The following is an 18,823-nucleotide window of genomic DNA, read 5'->3' as shown; positions in this document are numbered from 1 at the left end:
AATTAGGCTTCCATCGGCTTTCGACCGCAATCGCTGCGCAGCGGGCATAGCGACTCGTAGCCGCTACTGTATTTATAGCTATTAGCGCTTTACTTATAAGCGCTAGAACCTTTTTCAGTATTTTTCGCCGAACCTTGCTGCGTAGGTTTACGTCCCTGCAAGATCAGCAAGCGCGCCGCCCAGTCGCGGGTGCGCAAACCGGTAGCCCCGATCCAGCGCGGTACTCGGCACCGGGTTTTGCCCCTCCAGCAACAGGGAGGACATTTCCCCCAACATGGCTCGCAACGGCAACCCCGGCATGCGCAGGAAGGCGCGCCGACCAAACGATGCAGCCAGGGCCCGCGCAAACGTGGCCTGCGTCACTGCATCAGGCGCCACTGCATTGACGGGGCCTTGCAGATCTTGGTGCGCCATCGCAAACCGCACCAGTCCCACCGCGTCGGCCAGATGAATCCAGGGCGCAGGCTGGCGGCCATGCCCCAGCACAGCGCCCAAGCCCAGGCGAGCGGCCAGCGCTTGCATCGGGTAGGCGCCACCCCCATGCCCCAGCACCACGCCAAACCGCATGCGCACCACCCGTACGCCCAGGGCTTCGGCGCGCCGCGCCTCGTGCTCAATGGCAGCGCACAGGTCAGACTGGAACTCGCCCGGGCGGGGTGGGGCGGTTTCGTCCAATGGCTCCATCGACGCATTGGGCGATGCGCCGTAGAAGCCCACGGCCGATGCGCTGACCAGCACGCGCGGGGCCTTGTGCAGGCGGCGCATCAGGCTGACGACGGCCACGGTGGTGTCCACCCGGCTGGCCAGCAGTTGGCGTCTGCGCGCCTGGGTCCACGGCATGCCCAGCACGCGGGCGCCTGCCAGGTTGACGACTGCGTCGATGGTCGTTTCAGACGGGATGGCGTCCAGCGTGTCCACTACCCACACGCCGGGGCCAAAGCTGGCGCGGGCCTGCAGGGCGTCGCGGGTCAACACGATCACCCGCTGGCCGTCGCGCACCAGGTCGGCCACCAGGGCGCTGCCCACAAATCCGGTGGCGCCGGTGACCAGGGTGGCTGGCTGGGGTTGGAGGTTGCGGGCATGCAGGGTGGTGCTGGGCTGGGCAGGCGGAGCCGTGCGGTAGAGCTTGATGGCGGCCAGCGTGTTGCGCACGCTCCAGGCCCACACGCCGATGGCGTAGGCGGTGAACAGCCACGACACCCAGCCGTGCGGGGCCAGCACCATGGCGGTGGGTTGCTGCAGCCAGGCCCACAGCACAGGGGCGACGAGGCCCAGGAAGAGGCCGTAGCTGATGGTCAGCACGCTGTGCAGCACGCGCTCGAACGGCGGCAGGCGGCGGGTGCGGTCTTCTTCCAGAAAGTCGGCCAGGGTGATGCCCAGCTCGATCAGCAGCAGGGCCGCGAGCACGGCGGCAAAGGCGCCGCGCCATTCAAACCAGGCCAGGCCCAAAAAGACGACACCGTAGATGGCCTCGCGCGCGGCGTGCAGCGAGAGTTCGTACCGCGCGGAAGTGCGGTGCGGCAGCCGGGCTTCGAGCTCGTGGTGCCACAGGTTGTCAAACGCGCCCAGGGCGGCCTGGATGGAGAGCAGCAGAAAGATGGTGTTCATGGCGGTCATGGTGTGAAGCCCTCAGTGAGAAGAAGAGTCGGTGTCAGCGGAGTCGGTGCAGTCATCGGTCACGCGATCGACGACGGGATCGGTGAACACGCCGGACTGGTGGAAGGTTTCGCCCCACAGCGGGTGCACCATGCTCAGCGTGAAGCGGAACTGGCCTGCACCCAGGTCGGTGTGGGCAACGCGGCAGGTGCCAGGGGTCAGCAAGGTCGGCACAGGGATGCGCAGGCCTGCCAGCACCCACCAGAAGCGGCGGCTGCGGAACACCAGCGCGCCGTCTTCTTCCAGCACGTCGAGCGACATGGCCAGGCCGCCGTCGGTGCGCTCCAGCAGGGTGCCGTCGGTGCCCAGCTCCTTGGTGGATCGAACGGTGCGGTCTGCGCCGTGGTGGGTGCCGCTGTTGGTGCCGTTTTCGGTGTCGGCGCCGGTATGAAAGCGCCGCTCCCACACCACACCGCCGCGCCCGTTGTGGCTGACGTTGACGGTGGCGGGCAGGGCGGTGGTGTTGATGTGGGTCAGCGGGCCGCCCCAGGCCCGGGTCAGTGCGGCGTAGACGTGGCCGATCAGCGAGCAGCGCAGGTCCATGTGGCCGTGGTAGCTGACGTCGGCGTGCGCGGTGCCAAAGCGGCGTTGCACGGCGGCGGGTAAGCGTGCCCAGGCTGCGGCGCCGGCCAGGGCGGGCAGGTCGAGGAGGCTGGGGTGCGCTGGGTTGGCGGTGCAGTGGCGGGGCGCAGGGGTGAAAAGGGCAAACATGGCGGGCTTTGCAAGAGTGGCGGTTGCACTCTCTATTGCGAAACCCGGGCCAGGCTCAGCGGCCGCTGCAAGTGGTTGATTTCATTGGAAATTGCGTCGTGGGCTGCATACTTGGTTTACAGTGCGCGCAGCCCCTACCGTTAACGCCAGGAACAGGTCACGCCATGATTACCACCACCGTCTGCCCATGCTGATCCACGCCGTCCTCGGGTTTTCGGTGCTTGAAACGCTGGTGCTGGCAGGCCTGCTGCTGGCCTGGGCTGATCGCGTGGCGGGGGCCCGCCTGTTGGCGGCGTTCTTGATCGGTATCTCGCTGTGGATGGTGGGCAACGAGCTGCCCAACTGGCTGGGGCCTGAGACCGAACCGGTGGCGATGCGCTTGCTGGCTACCGCGCCGTTCACCTCTGCGCTGTTCTTTCATTTCTGCACGGTGTTTTGCCGTGTCGACCTGGGGCGCTGGGGCGTTGCAGTGGCCTATGCGCTGGGCGCAACTGCGTCGGTGGTTTCCATCATCCTGGTGCCGGGGCACCTGATCGAGCACCGCGACATCGGCTTCATTGCGGTGGCCGACCCGGTGGGCACCATCGCCAGCATGGCCTGGGTCATTTTGGGCATTGGCGGTGTGGCGGTGCTGCTGCTGGCCCTGCTGCGTGCGCGCCGGTCGGGCGACGGGCAGAAGTTTCGGCAGATTGCCGCCGTCACCGCGTCGTGCCTGTGGGGCCTGCTGTGCCTGGCGGGCTACGGCATTGCGGTGCTGGATTTTCCGATTTACCCGTTTCCGCTGCTGGGCCTGCCGCTGTATTCGCTGATTCTGGTCTACGGCATCTTGCGTTATGGCGTGTTTGTGGCCAACGCCTGGGCACGACGCGCGCTGGTATGGGCGCTGCTGCTGGCGCTGGGGGCGGTGGTGCTGGCGCTCACGCCGTTGCTGCCGTTTGAGTCGCGCTGGCTGGGTGGGCTGGCGGTGGCGGCCAGTGTGCTGGCGCTCAACGGCCCGGTGCGCCGCGTGGCCGAGCGGCTGGTGTACCCGGGGGGTGAGGTGTCGATTGCCGACCTGGGCGCCTGGCGCAGCGCGTTGCTGTCGGCCGAAACACCCCAGGCGCTGGAGCAGCAGGCCGCAACGTTGCTAAGTGCACGCATTGGCACGCAGGTGGAGGTGCAGATTGGCACTCCGTCCGCATCAACAACACCCTCAACGTCATCAGCGCCATCAACGCCCCCCGGCAGCACCCCGCAGCTGGTGTGCACCCCGGGCGAGCAAGGCTGGCAGACCACGCTGCAGGGCTGGGACGCCGCACCGCCCGGGCCGCGCCATGTGGCCGAACTGTTTGGCACTGTGGTGGCCGAGGCTGCGGCGCGGGTTGAGCAGGCGCAACAGTTTGCCGCCCGCGAGCGCGAGCGCCAGTTGCAGGCGCGGCTGGCGGAGCTGGGCGCGCTGGCCGCCACCGTGGCGCACGACATCCGCAACCCGCTCAACATCATCTCGATGGCCGTGGCTGCTGCGCCCAGTGACACGCGGCGCGAGGTGGCCAACCAAGTGGCGCGCATTGCGAACCTGACGCACGACCTGCTGGACTTTGCCAAGCCCTGGAAGCTGGTGCCCCGCGAGCTGGACCTGGCCACCCACGTGCGCAACGCGGCCTTGCGGTTGCCCGACGTGACCCTGGGCGCGGGCCTGGCCCGGCCGCTGGTGCTGCAGGCCGACCCGCGCCGCTTGGACCAGGCGCTGACCAACTTGCTCGAGAACGCGCGCATTGCCATGGCGTCAGATGCCGCTGGCAGTGATGCCGATGGTGGCGCCACACCCGCAGCAACACACAGCCCCGTGCACATCGACGCAGAAACCACCGACAACGCCGTGCTGCTGCATATCTGCGACGCGGGCCCCGGCGTGCCCGACGAAATCCGCAGCCGCCTGTTCGAGCCCTTTGCATCGCGCAGCCCCGGTGGCACCGGGCTGGGCCTGGCCATCGTGGCCCGCATCATGGCCGCGCACGGTGGCTCGGTGGCGCTGACTGAGCGGCCACCTTGGAGCACCTGCTTCACGCTGCGCTTTCCTTTGACGACGACGCAACGCCTGCCATGACAGCCAACACCACAGACAACGCAGCCGAAGCCCCGCCGGATGCAGGGCAAGACGCCGCGCCAGCGGGAGAGCCGATAAGCGACCATGTCAACGGCCATGTGCTGCTGGTCGATGACGAGGCGGCTTTTCAGCGGCTGGGCGGTGCCTTTTTGCGCAACCTGGGCCACACCGTCACGCTGGCGGGCGATGGCGAGCAGGCCCTGGCGGCGTTTGCCAAACAGCAGCCCGAGCTGGTGCTGCTGGACCTGGCCATGCCGCCGCACATGGACCCGGAGATCGGCCTGGAGCTGATCCCGCGTTTTGCGCGCGTGCCGGTGGTGGTGTTGACCGGCCACGGCGACCACGCACTGGCCCTGCGCGCCACCGAGCTGGGAGCCTGGGACTTTCTGACCAAACCCATCGACCCCGACATGCTGCGGTTTGTGGTGGCACGCGGGCTGCGCAAGGCGCGGCTGGATGCCGAACTGGCAACCCTGCGCGCAGGGCAGTCGCTGGACGACTTGGGGCTGCTGGGGCAGGCGGCGGCCACGGTGCAACTCCGCGCCCTGGTGCGCCGCGTAGCGCCCACCCACGTCAGCGTGCTGGTGCTCGGTCCCACGGGCACGGGCAAAGAACTGGTGGCCCGCGCCCTGCACGCCTGCAGCGCCCGCCGCAGCGAGCCCTTTGTCGCCATCCACTGCGGCGCCTTGTCGGCCGAGCTGCTGGAGAGCGAGCTCTTCGGGCACCTGAAGGGCAGCTTCACCGGCGCCTACCGCGACCAGCCCGGTTTGGTGGAGGCCGCACACGGCGGCACGCTGTTTCTGGACGAGGTGGGCGAAATGCCGCCACCCATGCAGGTCAAGCTGCTGCGCTTTTTACAAGAGGGCACTTTTGTGCCCGTGGGCGGGCGTGTGCCGAAGCGCGCCGACACCCGTGTGGTGGCCGCCACCCACCGCGACCTGGAAGCGATGGTGCGCGACGGTACGTTCCGCGAGGATCTGTTCTACCGCCTCAAGGGCGTGGTGCTGCGCACCCCGTCGCTGGCCGAGCGGCCCGCCGACATCCCGCTGCTGGCCACGCGCTTTCTGCACCGCGTGGCACACCGCGCCAGCCTGTCGGCCAGCGCCCTGGCGTGGCTGATGGCGCGCGAGTGGCCGGGCAATGTGCGCGAGCTCAAAGCCGTGGTGGAGTCCGCCGGGGCACTGCTGATGCCCGACCAGCGCGAGGTGGATGCCGAGCTGCTGCAACTGGCCAGCGGGGATATGAGCGAGAGTGCAGCGGATCAAAAAACTCCTGCAGTGGCCCCGCCCGGCAGCACCGGCCCCCTGGACGCCGCGCTGATGGAGCTGGAAGTGCGCATGGTGCGCGACACCATGGCCGCAGTGGCTGGGAACCAATCAGAAGCGGCCCGGCGGCTGGGGATCTCGCGGGTGGGGTTGATCAAGAAGCTGACGCGGCTGGGGTTGAAGTGAGCCCGCGAGCATGACCAAGGCCAGGGCCACGACGGATGCAAGAATTCCCCATCTGCACCGTTGGCACTGCCCGATGCGAGGCGGGGCCGCAAAGCAGCAAATGATGAATTGCTATGCAATGCATAGCGAAAAATCCTTATACATCAAGCGCTAGGCAGTCATTTGATTCAAATTTCACCGTGAATACACGCTGCGCTTTACCGTTGCGCCCCTGACCGCCGCATCCGCCATGCGTTTTCCGCCCTGTCTGAATCACCGTGCCCACAGCACCCGCCATGAACGCCCTTCACACCACACTCCTTGAACTGGGCACGGTCCGCCAAGTCGACGCGCGGCAACTGCTGCTGCGCGCGGGCGAAGTCGCACGGCGGCTGTACCTCATCGAGCAGGGTTGTGCACGGCTGTACCTGGTGGACACGCAGGGGCGCGAGACCAGCACCCAGTTTTTCTTCGAGGGCGACGTGGTCAGCTCAATGGAGAGCTTTTTGACCGGCCGCCCCAGTGCGCTGCACCTCGTCACGATGGAGCCGTGCCGCGTGCGCGTGGTGGAGGGCGCAGCCCTTAAGGCCCGCGCCAAGACCGACCCGTCCCTGCAAGCGGACATCCAGGCGCTGACGCAACAGCGGCTCATTCACTACGCCAACCTCTACACCAGCGCGATTGCCGACTCGCCCACCCAGCGCTACCAGGCGCTGCAGGCCACGCACCAGCACCAGCTGGAGCGCATTCCGCTGCACATCCTGGCGGCCTACCTGGGCGTGAGTGCGGTGCACCTGAGCCGAATCCGCCGCAAGTTGAAAGAGAACCCACCGGAAGCCGACCCGCGCGGCTGAACACCTGAACCTTTGTTAATGACGGCGGGCCGGGCCTTTTGCACCATCGCCCCATCACATTCTTTGATGGAGCACACGTATGCAGACCATGGTCATCCTGGCCCACCCGTATTCGAAAAGCTATTGCCACGCGCTGTACCAGCGGGTGGTGCAGCAGCTGGAAGGCGCCGGCCACACCGTGGACCGCCTGCACCTGGATGCAGACGGTTTTGACCCGGTGATGCGGGGCGCAGACCTGGCCGGGTACGCACGGGGGCAGAGCGCGGACCCGGCCGTCGCGCACTACCAGGCGCGCATCGATGCCGCCCAGCAACTGGTCTTTATCTTTCCGATCTGGTGGGAGGTGATGCCCGCGCTGCTCAAGGGCTTTATCGACAAGGTGTTTACCAACGGCTGGGCCTACAAGCCCTCAAAACACGGCGTCGAGGGCCGCTTGACCCATATCGAGCGCGCGGTGATCGTGACCACGATGAACACACCCAAGTGGGCCTATCGCTGGCTGTATGGCGACGCCGTGCAGCGCGCCCTGGTGCGTGGCACGCTGCGCAAATGTGGCGTGCGCAAGGTGCAATGGGTAGCCTTGTCGCCCGTCAGCCACGCCACCGATGCCAAACGACAAGCGTGGTTGCAGCAGGTGGGCGCCATGTTTGCGGCATAGGCATTGGCTGGAGAGACGTTTGCGCCAACCCCTTGGGGCCCACCGCCGCGCAGGGTCAGGCCGACCTAGCGCCGGGTTCAACGGATGACGGCGAAGGCGCTCCCTCTGGTGGGCGGCGCACTGCCGGGGCGCCCCGTTTGCTGATCAACAACACCCCCGCCAGCACCAGCGCGGCACCCGCCATCTGCGGCCAGGACAAGGGCTCGTCCAGCAACCAGCAGCCAAAAAAGATCGTGAGCACCGGGCCCAGCGTGCCCACGAGCGCAGTTTTGGATGCACCGATGCGTCGGATGGCGGCTGACGTCATGAACACGGGCAGCACCGTGGAGAAGATGGCCATGCCCAAGGCGTGCAGGTAGACCGGGGCGGGTTGCACCAAGGAGGCTACGGGTTGCGACACCATGAAATGCAGCAGTGTGGCGCCCGTGGAGACCAGCATGGCCAGGGCGGTGAAGCGTGCAGCGCCCAGCCTGCGGATGGCGGGCTCGCTGCCCGCCTGGTAGAAAGCGTACGACACCGCCGAGCCCAACACAAAGCCCGCACCGATGAGCACGGCGCGCGTGTCGCCCGCAATGTGCAGGTCGTGCGCGAAGGCCAGGCCGATGCCCGCGTAGGACAGCAGCAGCGCCCCCATCTCACGCCGAGATGCACGTTTGCCCATGAACAACACGCCGATCAGGATGGTGAGTGTGGGGTAGGTGAACAGGATCAGCCGCTCCAGGCTGGCGGTGATGTACTGCAGGCCGACGAAGTCGAGGATGCTCGCGCCGTAGTAGCCCAGCAGGCCCACCGCAATCACGAGCAGCCAGTCGCGCCGGGCAAGTGGTGCCAGGTGGCGGCTGGCGCGCCAGCCGACCCAGGCAAACACCGGCACGGAAAACGCCATGCGCAGGCACAGCAGGGTGACGGAGTCCACGGGCGTGGCCTGGGGCACCGCATAGGCCAGTTTCACGAAGATGGCTTTGAACGAGAAGCCCAGCGCGGCCAGGATGGCAAGGAGGAGGCCAAGGCGTTCGGCGGACCAGTGTTTCCAGGGCATGGGGGTATGGTGGGTGGGGTGGGGTAGAAACTGCCAGACCATGCGAAGACAACGAACGCAGTGCACATGGGGCAGTGGCAATATGAAAGGATGCGGCGATAGTGCCTTGTAGGCACGGCAGGCACAATTGGCATTGCCGCAACCATACGTTCGTCAAAAACGAACGTGAGAGGGGCCTCCATTGACCTATGACCTGATCGATCTGCGCCTTTTTGTCGCCATTGCCGAAGAGCGCAACCTCACGCGCGGCGCCGCGCGCGCCTACCTTGCGCCGGCTGGAAGAGGCGCTGAACACCTCCCTGTTTGAGCGCCAGACCCGGGGCGTGGCGCTGACCCGGGCGGGCGAGGCCCTGCTGCGCAATGCGCGCCAGGTGCTGGCGAGCGTCGAGCAGATGCATGCCAACCTCTCGCCCTTTGCCAGTGGCATCCGGGGCCATGTGAGCCTGTGGGCCAATACCCACGCCACGCACACTTTTCTGCCCGACGACCTGGCGGGTTTCCTGAAGCAGCATCCGCAGGTCAGCGTGAGCCTGGAGGAGCGCACCAGCGCAGAGATCGTGGTCGCGGTGGCCAGCGGCGAGATCGAGGTGGGTGTACTGGCCGACAGTGGCACGGGTGCGGGTGTGGAGTTGTCACCCTACCGGCAGGACCGCCTGGTGCTCATCGTCCCGGCGGGCCATGCGCTGGCCGGGCGGGCGAAAGTGGGATTTGCGGAGGTACTCGACCACGCCTTTGTCATGCTGCACGCGGGCTCGGCCATCCATACCTTCACGATGAATGCCGCCGCCGCACTGGGCCGGCACCTGGACGTGCGCATCCAGGTACGCAGCTTCGAAGCGGTATGCCGCATGGTGGGGGCGGGCGTGGGGATTGGCATGGTGCCACGCGGTGCGGCCTTGCAGGTGGCCGGCCTGAGCGAGCCGCCCGTGGTGGTGGTGGAGATGGACGAACCCTGGGCACAGCGCGACTTGCAGGTCTGCGTGCGCAAGGGGGCCGAGCGCTCAGGCTTTGCCCAGACGTTGGTCGACTATTTGCGCGCAAGCGGCAGCAAGCACCGGCAGGCGGCCATCACGGCCGGGCGCTGACGACCTTGGCCCCCGCCGCCCGCAGGCTGGCGACAACCTTGCCCGGTGTGGCCGCTGGCACGACCAGCGTCGCCAGCTCCTTGAGCGCCGCAATGCCGAAGGGGGAGGCGGCTCCGAGCTTGTCGATGGAGGCCAGCACCACGGTTTCTGCGGCGCGCGCATGCAGCGTGCGCTTGACGGCGGCCTCCTCGAAATCGCCGGTGGTCAAGCCAGCGTCGGCATGCACACCCGTCACGCCCATCAGGTACAGGTCTGCGCGCAGCCTCATGGCGGCTTCGGTCACGCTGGCGCCCACGTTCACCATCGAGTGGCGGAACAGGCGGCCGCCCAGCATCAACACCTCCACCTGCAGGTGGTCCGCCAACGCCACGGCCACGCTGGGGCTGTGGGTGACCACGGTGGCGCGCAGGTCCAGCGGAAGGTGCTGCACTACCTGCAGCGATGTGGTGCCGCCATCGATGATCACCACCTGCCCAGGCTGCACCAGCGCGGCCCCGGCGCGGCCCAGCTCACGCTTTTCGTCGGTGGCAAGTTGCGCGCGCACTTGCAGGCTGCCCACGGCGGCAGAAGCGGGCAGGGCGCCGCCATGCACCCGTTGCAACCGCCCTTCGGCCGCCAGTTCACGCAGGTCGCGCCGCACCGTGTCTTCGGAGATGCCCAGCTCTTCGCTGAGCGCACGGGCCACGATCTGGCCGTCCTGCTGAAGCCGGTGGAGGATGAGTTGCTTGCGTTGGGTGGTGAGCATAGGGGCCCGTATTGTGGTGCGGATGGGTGTCAATGGTTGCGCGAAACTACCTGAAAGTGCATGATACTGCACGATTGTAATTTTTCGGAGAAACCATGTCCATTGCGCCCCCGGCCGACTCCCCTTGGCTCGTTTTGATCGCCGGTCCTTATCTCTCGGGCACCGACGGCGACCCCGCCCGGATCGCCGCCAACCGCGAACGGCTTGAAGCCGCAGCGCTGCCCATCTACGAACGTGGCCATTTGCCGCTGCTGGGAGAGTGGCTGGCCCTGCCCATCATCCATGCGGCGGGTGGGCAAGAGCCTGGCGACGCGGTGTTCCACGCCTACCAATACCCCGTGGCCGAGCGGCTGCTGGCCCGCTGCGACGCCGTGTTGCGGCTGCCCGGCGCATCGCGCGGCGCAGACATGGACGTGGAGCGGGCCCGGGCGCGGGGCCTGCCCGTGGTCCACCACGTGGATGAACTTCCGATGCGGCTGGCCGCTGGCGAAGGGGCTGCCGCATGAGCCGTCCACCACCACCTCCCATCGCCGCGCAGGCAGACCATGTGCGGCTGCTGGATGTGCAACTGCTCTCCAACGACTGGTATGTGCTGCGCAAGATCACGTTTGAACTGCGCCGCCGCGACGGCCAGTGGCAGCGCCAGAGCCGCGAGGCCTACGACCGGGGCAACGGCGCCACGCTGCTGCTGTACGACCCGCAGCGCCACACCGTGGTGCTGACGCGCCAGTTCCGCCTGCCTGCGTTCATCAACGGAGGCGCCGACGGCTATCTGATTGAGGCCTGCGCGGGCTTGCTGGATGGCGACGACCCCGAGACCTGCATCCGCCGTGAAGCGGAAGAAGAAACGGGCTACCGCATCCGCCAGCCGCGCAAGGTGTTCGAGGCCTACATGAGCCCAGGCTCGGTCACCGAGAAAGTGCATTTTTTTGTGGCCGAGTACGAACCGCAGGACCGCATCCGCGAGGGCGGCGGCCTGGCCCAGGAAGGGGAGGACATCGAGGTCATTGAAATGCCCCTCGCCGACGCCATCGCCGGAATCCATGCGGGCACCATCCAGGACGGCAAGACGGTGATGCTGCTGTTGCATGTGGCGCTGATGCTGCAAGGGGGCGCCACAAGCGGGTAACCTCGGCACCCTCGCAACGCACGTTGGCCGGCCCCGTGGCGGCCGATGTGCCGAAGCCACTCTGCCGCAGCCCCAACACACGCCTTTGATCCCCATGCAAGCCCTGCTCGACGCCATCGCCCACATGCCTTTGCCCACGGATGCACAGCGCATCTTCCACGGCCGGGGCGGGCGCCACCCCGGTTGTGAGCAATGGACGCTGGACGCCTATCCGCCGGTCTACGTGCTCACCAGCTTCCTGCCTGCGGGCGAGGACACCGAAGCCCAGCTTGCAACGGTAGGCGCTGCGCTGGCCGCGCGCTGCGAGCAGCTTGCCCCCGGCCAGCCGCTGAACTGGGTGTTCCAGTGCCGCAACGAACAACTGCGCACCCAGGGCCGCACCGAGACACGGTTGATGGCGGGCGCCGTGCCCGAGCCGCATGCGGTGACGGAGCACGGCCTGACATTCAAGGTGCATGTGCTGCGCGGCCAGAACCATGGCCTGTTCCTTGACATGGCCGAAGGCCGCCGCTGGGTGGACGCCTTTGCCGCTGCACGCAGCACGGACCGCTATGGCCTCAAGGTGCTGAACCTGTTTGCCTACACCTGCGCGTTCTCGGTGGTGGCGCTGCAGGCAGGGGCCAGGCAGGTCGTCAATGTGGACATGAGCCATGGCGCCATTGCCGTGGGCCAGCAGAACCACCAGCTCAACGGCCTCACCACCGGCGCCAGCTTTCTGGCGCATGACATTTTCAGCAGCTGGGGCAAGATCACCCGCAGCGGGCCGTATGGCCTGGTCATCGTGGACCCGCCCAGCTACCAGAAGGGCAGCTTCGTGGCCACCAAGGACTACGCACGGCTGATGCGCCGCCTGCCCGACCTGCTGGCACCCGGTGGCCACGCACTGCTGTGCCTGAACGCGCCCGAGCTGGGCGTGGGCTTCCTGCAAGAGCAGATGCAGGAGCTGGCGCCTGAGCTGCAATTTGTGGAACGGGTGGCCAACCCGGCCGCGTTTGCGGACGTGGACCCGGAACGCGCCCTCAAGGTGCTGGTGTACGCCGCCCCGAATCTTTGAACAGGTTCTCAGGGCCGCTTGCCAGTGCCATTTAGGCTTTGTGGATTGCCGGTGGCTTCTGATATTCTTTGCGGCGCCTGTGCGAACAGGTCCGCATTCCCACGGCCTTGCCGCCTGCCGCATTCCTGGCGCTTTGGTGCGCGCTTCACCAGGTTCTTCTCATCGACGTATGGTCCGATTTTTTCTGATTTTCATCGCCGTATTGGCGGTCCTCTTTCGCATCGACATGCTCGATGACGTGCAACGGGTCGCCATCGAGCCCTGGACCAGCCTGCTCGCAACCGCCAGTGCGGCGCTCATGACCCCACTCGACTCGGATGTGGCGCACCATGGCCGCATCCTGATGAGCAAGGCCACGGGCTTTGCGGTGTCCATCGAGGCGGGCTGCAACGGGGTGGAGGCGGCGATCATCCTCATCGCCGGCATGATCGCGTTTCCCTCGAATTGGAAACACAAGCTCGCCGGCATCGCCATGGGCATTGCGGCGGTGCAGGTCGTCAACCTGCTGCGCATCATCAGCCTGTATTACCTGGGCAAGTGGAACATGACCGTGTTCGAGTTTGCCCACCTGTACCTCTGGCAGGCACTCATCATGCTGGATGTGCTGGTGGTCTGGATGCTCTGGATTCGCTGGATCGCCCGACAACAACCTCCCCAACCCGCCATTCCAAATGCAGCTTAGTTCGGTCGGACGTTTCCTGCTGGTTGCCATCGTCAGCCTGCTGTGCCTGATGCCGCTCTGGTACTACCTGTCGCCACAGCTGTCCAAGCCCGTGTTTTTCATGGCGGGTGAGGCGGCTTCCACCCTGTTTCACTGGGCATTGAGCTACACCCAGAAAGAGACCACGGCGTTGTTGAACACCACGCTCAAGGTGGTCTCCGTGCAAAACGGCCAGTTCAAGTCGGGCAAGCTGGCTCCTTTGGTGGACTACCGCTTGCTGGGCTACGGCATCGTGATCTTCTGGGCTCTGGTGCTGGCATCGTTTCCCCGTCACTGGGGGCGCAAGCTGCTCATAGGCTCCTTGGCCATGCTGCCGATCCAGGCACTCAACGTGGCCCTGCAGTGGTGCAACGATGTCTTCAACCGGGCGGGGCCCGAGGTGTTTGTGCAGACGGGGTTGCCTGGCTGGGTGGCCGACGTGGTGGCGTTCTTGTACCACTTCAACCTGTTCATCTTTACCGCGCTGGCCCCGGTGATGCTCTGGCTGCTGCTGGACCGAGAGTTTCTGGCCAAGCTCCACGCCCAGGCACGCGCTGCGGTGGCCGTTCAACGGCCGCAGTGAAGCGGGGTGGCCCAGGGCTGGCCCGAGGCACGGCAAGCCAGCTGGTGACCTCAGCCCAGCATCTTCATGATCACGGCCCATTCGATGGGCTCCACCGGGGTGATCGACAGGCGGTTTCCGCGCTGCAGCACCCGCATCTGCGCCAGATCCGCGTGTTCCCGCAGCTCCGCCAGGCCGACCACCCGCGTCTTGCGCTGCGCCTGCACATCCAGCAGCAGCCAGCGGGGTGTGTCGGCGGGGGATTTGGGGTCGTAGTAAGGCGACGCAGGGTCAAACTGCGTGGGGTCGGCCCGCGTGCCGCTGGCCACACGCGCAATGCCGGCAATGCCTGGTTCGGGGCAGCTGGAGTGGTAGAACAGCACGCCATCACCCACCTGCATGCCGTCGCGCATGAAGTTGCGGGCCTGGTAGTTGCGCACACCGGTCCAGGGCACGGTGGCGCCCGGGGCAGACAAGGCGTCGTCGATGGAGCACTCCTCGGGTTCCGACTTCATGAGCCAAAAGCGTGGGGGACGGGCCGACAGGGGTGAGGGCGCCGAGGGCGGTGTTGCAGCGGGATGGGGTTGTGCCATGGCGACATTTTGGCAAACACCGCAATGCCCGGCATCCACCTGGTGCGTGCAACATGGTGGAGTTATGCTACATTTTTGGTAGCTAATGGCGCTTATTCAGCAAGCGCTGGAGGCCAAATTTATCTTCAAAACATGGATCGTGCCAGGGATTGCACAGGCGAAATGTGCGCAGCAGAATCTGGCTGCAACCTCGTCTGTCTGCCAGTCCGCCAAGATAAGGTGGCCCGAGTTGGCCGTTCAGCCGGGTTCAGCGCAATGGCACCCACCCATTAAAACGATGGCAAGAAACACCTCCAAAAGCACCCGCAACGAAACCCCTGTTGCCTCTGGCTCGGACCGCAAGCGGGCGGGCTCGTGGTGGTTCGGCCTGTTTGCACTGCCTTTTGCCGCCGTGGGCGTGGGCATGCTGCTGCTGGGCGTGTTGCCCACCTTGTACGACTGGTCGCGCATGCAGTTCTGGCAACCGGCAGAGGCCACTCTGGTCTCTGCGCAGCTCAACACCAGCCGCAGCAGCAAGTCCACCACGTACCACGTCACGGCGCGCTACCGGTACCAAGTGGCGGGCCGCGAGTACGAGGGCGACCGCGTGGCCATCGGCAGTGGTGGGGACAACCTGGGGGATTTTCAGGAGGCGCTGGGTGAGCGGCTGGAGCATGCGCTGCAGAACGGGCAGCCGGTGCCTATCTGGGTGAGTGCCTCCAACCCCGCAGAGGCCGTGATCGACCGCAGCCTGCGGCCCGGCCTGCTGGCATTCCAGATGGTGTTTGTGGTGGTGTTTGGTGGTTTTGGCGTGGGCATGCTGGTGCACCTGCTGCGTGCACCGTCGCGGGCAGGACGCAAAACGTCGGCGCAGCGCGCCGTGGCTGGGGGCACACCCGGCAAGGTGGAACGCATTCCGGGTGGCGTTCAGATGTATTTTCCGGCGGGGCGGTGGTGGGGGCTCAAGCTGGCCCTGGGGTTGGTCGGGTGTGTGTTTCTGGCCGTGGGCCTGCTCGTGCCCTGGGAACAGGAGGCCCAGGTGGATGTGGCGCCCTGGCTGTTCCGCCTGCTTTTTGGTGGCATGGGTGGGGCGGTGCTGATCAGCAGCTTTTATGCGCTGGCCAACAGCCTGCGGGTGCGGCTGGACCACGACGGCCTGCGCACCGAGCGGCGCCTGCTGGGCCTGATGCTGCAGTGGCACCAGGTGCCCGCACACGACATTGCCCGGCTGAACGTGGTGGAGAGCTATGCGGTGGAGACCAATGGCCGGCGCCAGGTGTATTTCCGCATCGAGGCTGCATTGCGAAGCGGCAAAAAGATCACCATCGCCCAGGACCTGCAAGGGCGCGCGGAGGCCGACCGCATGCTGGCGTCCATCGGCGGCTGGACGGGCTACCCCATCCGCTGAAGTTCACCGCCCTTAGAACCTGTTCCAGATCTTTTCAGGGTCGCACAAGTGCCTTGCCGGGATGGGATGCAAGGCGCGGGGTGCAGCCAATAGCCCGTGCTATTGGCAAGCGTCGCAACACAGCAGACCGCCCGACAAGGCACTTGCCCGAAGGGTTGGAGTGAAATCGGGCGATTGGATGCCTCGGCTGCTTGTATGGGCACGAGCCCATGCGGCGCATCCGAAGCATCCACGTCCATCACGATGGCACTCCAATGCGATCCCCGAAAAGATTTTGAACAGGTTCTTAGCCCGCCTTGCGAAACGTGAGGTTGATGCGGTGCGCGCCTGTCAGCGGGTGCACGCCTTCGGGCAAGGGCAGCACGCCGTGAAACCGCAGCCGTGCCGGGCCGCCCCACACCACCACATCGCCGTGCACCAGCGCAATGCGCCGTGCCTTATCGGCCCGCTGGGCACCGCCCCACAGGAACACGGCCGGAATGCCCAGCGACACGGACACGATGGGGTGCGCATAGTTGCCCTCGTCCCGGTCCTGGTGCAGCGACAGCCGGGTGCCGGGTGCATAGCGGTTGACCAGGCAGGCATCGGGCGCAAAGCCAGGGAAGCCTGCTGCCGCAGCAGCATCGAGCGCCAACTGGCGAAACAGCGGTGGCATGGCCGGCCAGGGCTGGCCGCTGTCGGGGTCGGTGGGGTCGTAGCGGTAGCCGCGGCGGTCGCTGACCCAGCCCAATTTCCCGCAGTTGGTCATCGCCACCGACATGCGCAGGCCGCCCGGCGTGATGAGGTGCCTGAAGGGCGCCTGTGCCGTGACCTGCTGCACCGCTGCAAGCAGGTCGGCCGCCTGCGCCAGCGCAAAACCGCGCAGCACCACGGCACCGGGCTCCAGCACCTCGGGCGGCTGAATGGGTTGGGGTGGATCGTCGAAAAGACTGAGGCTCATAGAGGTGGCAATCCATGGCGGCAGTGTGGCCCGCAGCCGTCGCCACTGGCACGCGCCATGCCAGTGCCACCGTGGAACCGGCTTCGCCGGGCCACCGGTGGCGCCCCCGGAGGGGAAAATGCGAAGCGGCACAGGGGGAACATCATTCAGCATCGTGAAAGATCACGCCCAGCGTGTGCCGCTGCCCGCTGCGCAACCGGCTCACGCCATGGCGCATCTGCACGCGGTACGGCCCACGTGTGCCTTGCACGGGACGGTGGTGCACGGCAAACACCACGGCGTCGCCTTGGCGCAGAGGCACCACCTCGGCCCGCGACTGCATGCGCGGGCGCTGCTCGGTCAGCACGAATTCGCCGCCGGTGAAGTCGCGCCCGGGCTCCGACAGCAGAATCGCCACCTGCAGCGGGAACACATGCTCGCCATACAGGTCCTGGTGCAGGCAGTTGTAGTCGCCAGGGCCGTACTGCAGCAGCAGCGGGGTGGGGCGCACCTGGCCTGCGGCGTGGCAGCGGGCAATGAAGTCGGCATGCCGGGCGGGGTAGCGTACGTCGATGCCCATGGCGGTGTTCCACTGGTTGGCGATGGGCGCCAGGTGTGGGTACAGCGCCTCGCGCAACCCGGCGACAAGGCGGGGCAGGGGGTAGCTGAAATACCGGTATTCGCCCTGGCCGAAGCCGTGGCGCTGCATCACCACGCGGCTGCGGAAGGTGGTGGCGTCGGCGCTGCCGTACAGCCGGGCCACGGCCGCACATTCGGCGGCGCCCAGCAGTTGGGGCAGCACGGCGTTGCCCTGTTGGTGCAGGGCCTCGGCGGCCGCATGCCAGTCTATGGCGGCCGCGCGTTGTACCCATTCGCTGTTTTGCAAGGCAGGTGAGGTGGGCAGTGGGATAGCGCTCATGCCACCTTCTCCGCCCGCTGCTGTGCGGGCTCCGTGGCGGATTCGCGCGTGAGCAATGCACGTTTGCGCTCTACGCCCCAGCGGTAGCCTGACAGCGCGCCATCGCTTTTCACCACCCGGTGGCAGGGAATGGCCACCGCCAGCGCATTGGCCGCACAGGCCTGCGCCACGGCCCGCACGGCAGTGGGCGCGCCGATGCGCTGGGCCACCTCGGCATAGCTGGCGGTCTGCCCCGCAGGAATGGTTTGCAGCGCCTGCCACACCCGCTGCTGAAACGCCGTGCCGCGCACATCCAGCGGCAGGTGCAGCCCCAGGCCCGGGGCCTCGACAAACGCCACCACCTGCGCCACCAGCGTTTCAAACGCGGCATCGCCACCGATCAGGTTGGCGTGCGCAAACCGGTCCTGCAGGTCGCGCGCCAGGGTGTCGGCATCGTCCCCCAGCAAGATCGCGCAGATGCCCCGGGCGCTTTGCGCCACCAAGATGGCACCCAGCGAGCACTGGCCAATGGCAAACCGGATGTCCTGCGCCGCACCGCCTGCACGGTAGTGGCTGGGCGTCATGCCCAGTACCTGGGCCGATTGTTCATAAAAGCGGCTGCTGGACTGGTAACCCGCGCCGTAGATCGCGTCCGTCACCGAGGCCGTGGGCTGCTCGCCGAGTGCGCTGCGCAGGCGCTGCGCGCGCTGGGCGGCTGCATAGGCCTTGGGCGTGAGTCCCGTGGCCTGCTTGAAGATGCGGTGCAGGTGCGATGCGCTCAGGCCCACTTGCGCGGCCAGCGCACCGAGGGTGGGCGCGCCGTTCGCCGCAGCGCTTTCGATGAGGCGGCAGGCTTCGGTGACCAGCGCGGCATGGTGCGACAGCGCCGTGGGCTGCTGGGGCCTGCAGCGCTGGCAGGGGCGAAAGCCGGCGGCTTCAGCCTCTGCGCAGCTGGCATGGAACCGCACGTTCTCAGGCCGGGGGGCGCGCGCCGCGCAACTGGGGCGGCAGTACACGCCCGTGGTCTGCACCGAATACCAGAAGCGGCCGTCCGCCGCCGCGCTGCGCGCCACCACCGCCGCCCAGCGCGGGTCGGCCTGGGTGGCGGCGGCCTGTGCAGCCTTGGCGGAGGGGGTAGCGCGGCTGGGCATGGCGACGAAAGATTGGGCCAGGGCGTTGGCGCTGCGGTGGAGGGTGTTCAGGTTCATGGTGGATGGCTCACAAGGTAGATTGCGATGCCATGCACTCTAGGGACGGGGTGGGCGGGGCGCACTCCGAAGCTTGCTTTTGAATTCTGCGCTTTTCGGAGGCCAAGGG

Annotated in this window: 20 protein-coding genes; 12 read left to right on the top strand and 8 right to left on the bottom strand. The window is 66.8% G+C overall.

What is annotated here, in order from left to right; all coding sequences use genetic code 11:
• Nucleotides 1–147: 147 nt before the first annotated feature.
• The gene (locus ARADN35_RS0101795) at nt 148–1,617 is read right to left on the bottom strand and encodes a TIGR01777 family oxidoreductase (protein ID WP_010458375.1); all 1,470 of its coding nucleotides are present in this window, start codon (nt 1,615–1,617) and stop codon (nt 148–150) included.
• A 12-nt stretch (nt 1,618–1,629) separates the two neighbouring features.
• Complete coding sequence (locus ARADN35_RS0101790) at nt 1,630–2,367, bottom strand: DUF4166 domain-containing protein (protein WP_010458374.1); 738 nt, start codon at nt 2,365–2,367, stop codon at nt 1,630–1,632.
• A gap of 187 nt (nt 2,368–2,554) precedes the next feature.
• Between ARADN35_RS0101790 and ARADN35_RS0101785 the strand changes: the two genes are divergently transcribed.
• The 4 genes from ARADN35_RS0101785 to ARADN35_RS0101770 all read left to right on the top strand — a co-directional run bounded on the left by ARADN35_RS0101785 (nt 2,555) and on the right by ARADN35_RS0101770 (nt 7,395).
• Nucleotides 2,555–4,453: a sensor histidine kinase gene (locus tag ARADN35_RS0101785; RefSeq protein ID WP_010458373.1), complete on the top strand. Its 1,899-nt coding sequence runs from the start codon at nt 2,555–2,557 to the stop codon at nt 4,451–4,453.
• Complete coding sequence (locus ARADN35_RS0101780) at nt 4,450–5,904, top strand: sigma-54-dependent transcriptional regulator (protein WP_010458372.1); 1,455 nt, start codon at nt 4,450–4,452, stop codon at nt 5,902–5,904. The genes ARADN35_RS0101785 and ARADN35_RS0101780 overlap by 4 nt, the downstream gene beginning before the upstream one ends.
• Nucleotides 5,905–6,179: 275 nt before the next feature.
• Nucleotides 6,180–6,737 (top strand): Crp/Fnr family transcriptional regulator, encoded by a 558-nt coding sequence (locus ARADN35_RS0101775; protein WP_010458371.1) that lies wholly within the window; start codon nt 6,180–6,182, stop codon nt 6,735–6,737.
• Between the two features lie 79 nt (nt 6,738–6,816).
• Nucleotides 6,817–7,395, top strand: a complete 579-nt coding sequence (locus ARADN35_RS0101770; protein ID WP_010458370.1) for an NAD(P)H-dependent oxidoreductase — start codon at nt 6,817–6,819, stop codon at nt 7,393–7,395.
• A 55-nt stretch (nt 7,396–7,450) separates the two neighbouring features.
• Here the strand turns inward: ARADN35_RS0101770 and ARADN35_RS0101765 are convergent, their stop codons facing one another.
• Nucleotides 7,451–8,434 (bottom strand): DMT family transporter, encoded by a 984-nt coding sequence (locus ARADN35_RS0101765; RefSeq protein ID WP_010458369.1) that lies wholly within the window; start codon nt 8,432–8,434, stop codon nt 7,451–7,453.
• A gap of 181 nt (nt 8,435–8,615) precedes the next feature.
• On the opposite strand from ARADN35_RS0101765, the gene ARADN35_RS28645 reads away from it, so the two are divergent.
• Nucleotides 8,616–8,741 carry a helix-turn-helix domain-containing protein gene (locus tag ARADN35_RS28645; RefSeq protein ID WP_258070071.1) on the top strand — a complete coding sequence of 42 codons (126 nt, stop codon included), beginning with the start codon at nt 8,616–8,618 and terminating at the stop codon, nt 8,739–8,741.
• Complete coding sequence (locus tag ARADN35_RS25645) at nt 8,701–9,519, top strand: LysR substrate-binding domain-containing protein (RefSeq protein WP_010458368.1); 819 nt, start codon at nt 8,701–8,703, stop codon at nt 9,517–9,519. Before ARADN35_RS28645 ends, ARADN35_RS25645 begins: the two co-directional genes overlap by 41 nt.
• Here the strand turns inward: ARADN35_RS25645 and ARADN35_RS0101755 are convergent.
• Entirely contained in the window at nt 9,503–10,264 is a 762-nt protein-coding gene (locus ARADN35_RS0101755; protein ID WP_010458367.1) for a DeoR/GlpR family DNA-binding transcription regulator, read from the bottom strand. The two genes, ARADN35_RS25645 and ARADN35_RS0101755, sit on opposite strands and share 17 nt — an antisense overlap.
• A 95-nt stretch (nt 10,265–10,359) precedes the next feature.
• Here ARADN35_RS0101755 and ARADN35_RS0101750 point away from each other — a divergent pair, with 95 nt between their 5' ends.
• The 5 genes from ARADN35_RS0101750 (at nt 10,360) to ARADN35_RS0101730 (ending at nt 13,730) form a co-directional block, all read left to right on the top strand.
• The gene (locus ARADN35_RS0101750; RefSeq protein ID WP_010458366.1) at nt 10,360–10,770 is read left to right on the top strand and encodes a hypothetical protein; all 411 of its coding nucleotides are present in this window, start codon (nt 10,360–10,362) and stop codon (nt 10,768–10,770) included.
• Nucleotides 10,767–11,393, top strand: coding sequence for an NUDIX domain-containing protein (locus ARADN35_RS0101745; protein ID WP_010458365.1), 627 nt, complete (start codon nt 10,767–10,769; stop codon nt 11,391–11,393). Before ARADN35_RS0101750 ends, ARADN35_RS0101745 begins: the two co-directional genes overlap by 4 nt.
• Nucleotides 11,394–11,487: 94 nt before the next feature.
• Nucleotides 11,488–12,447: a class I SAM-dependent methyltransferase gene (locus ARADN35_RS0101740; RefSeq protein ID WP_029412918.1), complete on the top strand. Its 960-nt coding sequence runs from the start codon at nt 11,488–11,490 to the stop codon at nt 12,445–12,447.
• A gap of 169 nt (nt 12,448–12,616) precedes the next feature.
• Nucleotides 12,617–13,129: an exosortase H gene (gene xrtH / locus ARADN35_RS0101735; RefSeq protein ID WP_010458363.1), complete on the top strand. Its 513-nt coding sequence runs from the start codon at nt 12,617–12,619 to the stop codon at nt 13,127–13,129.
• Complete coding sequence (locus tag ARADN35_RS0101730; protein WP_010458362.1) at nt 13,119–13,730, top strand: exosortase H-associated membrane protein; 612 nt, start codon at nt 13,119–13,121, stop codon at nt 13,728–13,730. The genes xrtH and ARADN35_RS0101730 overlap by 11 nt, the downstream gene beginning before the upstream one ends.
• Before the next feature lie 50 nt (nt 13,731–13,780).
• On the opposite strand, the gene ARADN35_RS0101725 is transcribed toward ARADN35_RS0101730, so the two are convergent.
• Nucleotides 13,781–14,224 (bottom strand): EVE domain-containing protein, encoded by a 444-nt coding sequence (locus ARADN35_RS0101725; protein WP_010458361.1) that lies wholly within the window; start codon nt 14,222–14,224, stop codon nt 13,781–13,783.
• 355 nt (nt 14,225–14,579) lie between these two features.
• Here ARADN35_RS0101725 and ARADN35_RS0101720 point away from each other — a divergent pair, with 355 nt between their 5' ends.
• On the top strand, nt 14,580–15,689 hold the full coding sequence (locus ARADN35_RS0101720; RefSeq protein ID WP_010458360.1) for a DUF3592 domain-containing protein: 1,110 nt from the start codon (nt 14,580–14,582) through the stop codon (nt 15,687–15,689).
• Nucleotides 15,690–15,975: 286 nt separating this feature from the next.
• Here the strand turns inward: ARADN35_RS0101720 and alkB are convergent, their stop codons facing one another.
• The 3 genes from alkB to ada form a co-directional block, all read right to left on the bottom strand.
• On the bottom strand, nt 15,976–16,629 hold the full coding sequence (alkB, locus tag ARADN35_RS0101715; RefSeq protein WP_010458359.1) for a DNA oxidative demethylase AlkB: 654 nt from the start codon (nt 16,627–16,629) through the stop codon (nt 15,976–15,978).
• Nucleotides 16,630–16,771: 142 nt separating this feature from the next.
• Entirely contained in the window at nt 16,772–17,527 is a 756-nt protein-coding gene (locus ARADN35_RS0101710; protein WP_010458358.1) for a 2OG-Fe(II) oxygenase, read from the bottom strand.
• On the bottom strand, nt 17,524–18,657 hold the full coding sequence (gene ada, locus ARADN35_RS0101705; protein ID WP_035198086.1) for a bifunctional DNA-binding transcriptional regulator/O6-methylguanine-DNA methyltransferase Ada: 1,134 nt from the start codon (nt 18,655–18,657) through the stop codon (nt 17,524–17,526). The genes ARADN35_RS0101710 and ada overlap by 4 nt, the downstream gene beginning before the upstream one ends.
• Between the last annotated feature and the right edge of the window lie 166 nt (nt 18,658–18,823).

Origin of the sequence: Acidovorax radicis N35 (genome assembly GCF_000204195.1) — a bacterium.
Lineage (GTDB): Bacteria > Pseudomonadota > Gammaproteobacteria > Burkholderiales > Burkholderiaceae_C > Acidovorax > Acidovorax radicis.
The sequence above is the reverse complement of the archived record's forward strand: the minus strand, read 5'-3'. Positions and strand labels throughout refer to the sequence as shown.